General features: G+C 41.3%; 3 protein-coding genes. 1 reads left to right on the top strand and 2 read right to left on the bottom strand.

Annotation, left to right across the window (positions count from 1 at the left end):
* Positions 1-511: ribonuclease HIII (gene rnhC / locus V7149_RS19265; protein WP_335347216.1), on the top strand; the 511-nt coding region annotated here is incomplete at its 5' end.
* Positions 512-547: 36 nt separating this feature from the next.
* Here rnhC and pheT read toward each other — a convergent pair.
* Both pheT and pheS read right to left on the bottom strand, forming a co-directional pair.
* On the bottom strand, positions 548-2962 hold the full coding sequence (gene pheT / locus V7149_RS19260) for a phenylalanine--tRNA ligase subunit beta (RefSeq protein ID WP_335347215.1): 2415 nt from the start codon (positions 2960-2962) through the stop codon (positions 548-550).
* A 49-nt stretch (positions 2963-3011) separates the two neighbouring features.
* The gene (pheS, locus tag V7149_RS19255; RefSeq protein ID WP_335347214.1) at positions 3012-4049 is read right to left on the bottom strand and encodes a phenylalanine--tRNA ligase subunit alpha; all 1038 of its coding nucleotides are present in this window, start codon (positions 4047-4049) and stop codon (positions 3012-3014) included.
* Between the last annotated feature and the right edge of the window lie 31 nt (positions 4050-4080).

The following is a 4080-nucleotide window of genomic DNA, read 5'->3' as shown; positions in this document are numbered from 1 at the left end:
CAAGGAAATTAAAGATATTGTCCCTTTTAGTCTATTAACATTACACAATGAAAAATATAATAAACTGCAGCAATCAGGCATGTCACAGGGCAAAATGAAAGCTTTGCTTCATAATCAAGCAATCGGGCATCTCCTAAAAAAAATTGCTCCAAACGTTCCCGAAGCGATTTTAATTGACCAGTTTGCTAAAGAGGAAGTGTATTATTCATACTTAAATAAGGAGTCAGTCGTCCAAACGGAAAATGTGTATTTTAGTACGAAAGCGGAGGGCATTCACCTAGCAGTAGCAGCTGCATCGATTCTCGCAAGATATGCGTTCATCAAGCACTTTGACAATTTGAGCAAAGCCGCTGGATTTAAGATTACAAAAGGGGCTGGGGCAAAGGTTGATGAGGCAGCTGCGAGGCTTATTCATGAAAAAGGGCTTGAATGCCTGCCAGCCTTCGTAAAGCTTCATTTTGCTAATACAGAAAAGGCGAAGCGATTAGTAGCATCGAAGTACCGAAAATAAAAACAGGGGATGCCACAAATGGCATCCCCTAGTTGTTTATCCTCTTAATACAGCTCCAGCTTTATCCTTCACTGCCTGTAATACTTTATCATGGGCTTTCACAACATCTTCATCCGTTAACGTACGTTCAGGATCAAAATATTTAAGCGAGAAGGCAATAGATTTCTTACCTTCCTCCATTCGGTCGCCCTCGTATAAATCAAATACTTGAACTTCCTTCAATAATGCTCCGCCTGCTTCCTTAATAATACTTCCTAATTCTCCAGCAGCTGCAGCTTTATCGACAACGAGCGCGATATCACGTGTGATAGATGGATAGCGCGGGATGGCTTGGTAATGTAAAGGCGCTGTCTCTGCTTCTAAAATAGCCTTTAAGCTTAGCTCAAAAACATAAGTCTCTTTTAAATCGTATTCTTTTTCTACTGTTGGATGCGTTTGGCCTACAAAACCAGCTACTTCGCCATTCAAGATGATGTCTGCTGTTCTGCCTGGGTGCAATCCATCTCTTACAGCTTGACGATACTCAATTACATTTTCTAGACCGATACTAGCAAATAAGCCTTCAAGAATTCCTTTTACAACAAAGAAATCAACTGGCTTCTTTTCTCCTTGCCATAGATGGCTTTGCCACAAACCTGTTATTGCACCAGCAAGATGTTCTCGTTCTTCTGGCAATACATCCTTGCCTTCTGAAAGGAATACATCTCCGATCTCATAAACAGCAAGATGTTCATTTTGTCGTGCAGCATTGTGTTTTAAGACATTCAGGAGCTGTGGAATGATGCTTAGTCGAAGTGTGCTATGCTCCTCACTCATCGGCATCGCCAAACGAATGGGCTCCCGCGTTTCTAATGCATATTGCGTTGCTTTCGATCCGCTTGTCAATGAATAAGTGATCGCTTGGTATAGGCCTGCTCCCTCAAGGTATCTGCGGACGATTCTGCGCTTATTTTGATAGGCTGTTAAATGGCCCGGTGTTGATGAACCAAATGGAAGAGTTGATCCAAGATTATCATAGCCAAATAGTCTAGCTACTTCTTCAATTAAATCCTCTTCAATGGTGATATCACCACGGCGGGTAGGAACTGTTACAATAATAGAATCTCCGTCCACACTTGTTTCAAATTGAAGACGGGCAAAAATATCCTCAATGTCTTTCATTTCTAATGATGTTCCCAGTACACGATTGATTTTATCTAATGTAACAGAAACGATGGCCGGTTCAACCTTTAATGTATTAGCTTCCACAGAACCTGCTAACACTTCTCCGCCAGCATATTTTTCGAGCAGATGTGCAGCCCTTTCTGCTGCTGCTCTTACTCTGTTTGGATCAACGCCTTTTTCAAAACGCGCGCTTGCTTCGCTTCGTAAACCGTGATCTTTAGATGCTTTTCTGACTGTTGCGCCTTTAAAAAATGCAGATTCAAGAAGAACCGTTTTTGTATCGGATTGTACCTCAGAGTCCAAGCCTCCCATAACACCCGCAAGGGCAACTGGCTCTTTGCCATTTGTGATAAGTAGGTGGTCTGAAGTTAATTCTCTTTTTGCTTCATCTAGTGTTTGGATGATTTCTCCATCCTTCGCACGGCGAACGAGAATTTGCTTTGACCCAAAACGGTCATAGTCGAAAGCATGAAGCGGCTGGCCATATTCAAGCAAAATATAGTTTGTAATATCAACAACATTATTATGCGGACGAATGCCTGATGCCATCAATCTTCCTTGCATCCATAGAGGAGATGGCTTGATTTGTACATTTTTAATGACTTTTGCAATATATAACGAGTTATCTTCAGGTGCCTCCACATCAACTCGAATATAATCAGAAGCATTTTCTGATAATTCAGCATGATCTGTTTCAGGAAGCTTCACTTCTCTTCCTAAAATCGCTGCCACTTCATAGGCAACTCCAAGTAAACTTAAGCAATCAGAACGATTCGGAGTTAAGCCAAGCTCTAACACTTGGTCATCTCGATGTAATTGTTCAATTGCATCTGTTCCAACCTCGGCCCCTTGATGGAATACATAAATGCCCTCTGAATATTCCTTTGCCACAAGCTTGCTTTCAATCCCAAGCTCCTGAAGGGAACAGATCATTCCATTTGATTCCTCTCCGCGAAGCTTTGCCTTTTTGATTTTGAAATTGCCTGGTAGAACGGCACCAACTGTTGCGACTGCAACCTTTTGCCCTTTATCAACATTAGGTGCGCCACAAATGATTTGTACAGGCTCTTCACCACCAATATCGACTAAGCATTTATTTAATTTATCAGCATTCGGATGCTGCTCTCTTTCAAGAACATGCCCAATGACAACACCGCGAATCCCTTCATTTAGAACCTCTATGCCTTCAACCTCTATACCGCTTTTCGTAATTCTTTCTGCAAGCTCTGCTGGGGTCACACCTGATAAATCAACATAATCCTGCAGCCATTTATATGAAACAAACATGTTATATCCTCCTGTATCTCATTTTTCTAACCCTTTTAGCAGCTGTAAACTATTCATTAATAGAGAATTGTTTTAAGAAACGCACATCATTTGTATAGAAATGGCGAATATCATCGATGCCGTATTTCAGCATGGCAATCCGCTCCACTCCCATTCCGAATGCAAATCCAGAGTATTTCTTTGAATCAAAGCCTGACATTTCAAGTACATTCGGATGGACCATACCAGCTCCTAATATTTCAATCCAGCCGGTTTTTTTGCAAATGTTACAGCCCTTCCCACCACATTTAAAGCAGGATACATCCACCTCTACTGAAGGCTCAGTGAATGGGAAGAAACTTGGGCGTAAGCGGATTTCTCTGTCTTCTCCAAATAACTTCTTCGCGAACAATTCTAAAGTTCCCTTTAAATCACTCATGCGAATGTTTTCATCGACAACTAGACCTTCAATTTGCATAAACTGATGGGAGTGTGTAGCATCGTCATTATCACGTCGGAACACTTTTCCTGGACAAATAATTTTCACAGGACCTTTCCCTTTGTGCTTTTCCATTGTTCTCGCTTGTACAGGGGATGTTTGGGTACGTAGAAGAATGTCTTCTGTAATATAGAAGGAATCCTGCATATCACGAGCTGGGTGATCCTTTGGCAAGTTTAGCGCTTCGAAATTATAATAATCACTTTCTACCTCGGGTCCTTCAGCAATTGTATAACCCATCCCAATAAATAAGTCTTCAATTTCCTCTACGATGCTTGTAAGAGGGTGATGATTTCCCGTTTTCACTGGACGGCCTGGCAAGGTAACATCAATTTTTTCACCTGCCAGTTTTTCTTGAACAGCTGCCTCTTCTAAATGTATTTGCTTCTCTTCAATTCCTGCTGCAATAGCATCACGTACTTCATTCGCTAGTGCCCCCATGACTGGGCGTTCTTCGGCAGATAATTTCCCCATGCCTTTCAATACTTCTGTAATGGGTCCTTTTTTTCCCAAATAAGATACTCGAATATCATTTAGCTCTTTTAAATCGGACACTTGACTGATTTTGTCCAACGCTTCGCTTTGCAGTTCTTTTAAACGCTCTTGCATCTAAAAAATCCTCCTTTAAATCTGTTTTTTT

This window comes from Bacillus sp. JJ1503, assembly GCF_036965125.1.
GTDB lineage: Bacteria > Bacillota > Bacilli > Bacillales > Cytobacillaceae > Cytobacillus.
The sequence above is the reverse complement of the archived record's forward strand: the minus strand, read 5'-3'. Positions and strand labels throughout refer to the sequence as shown.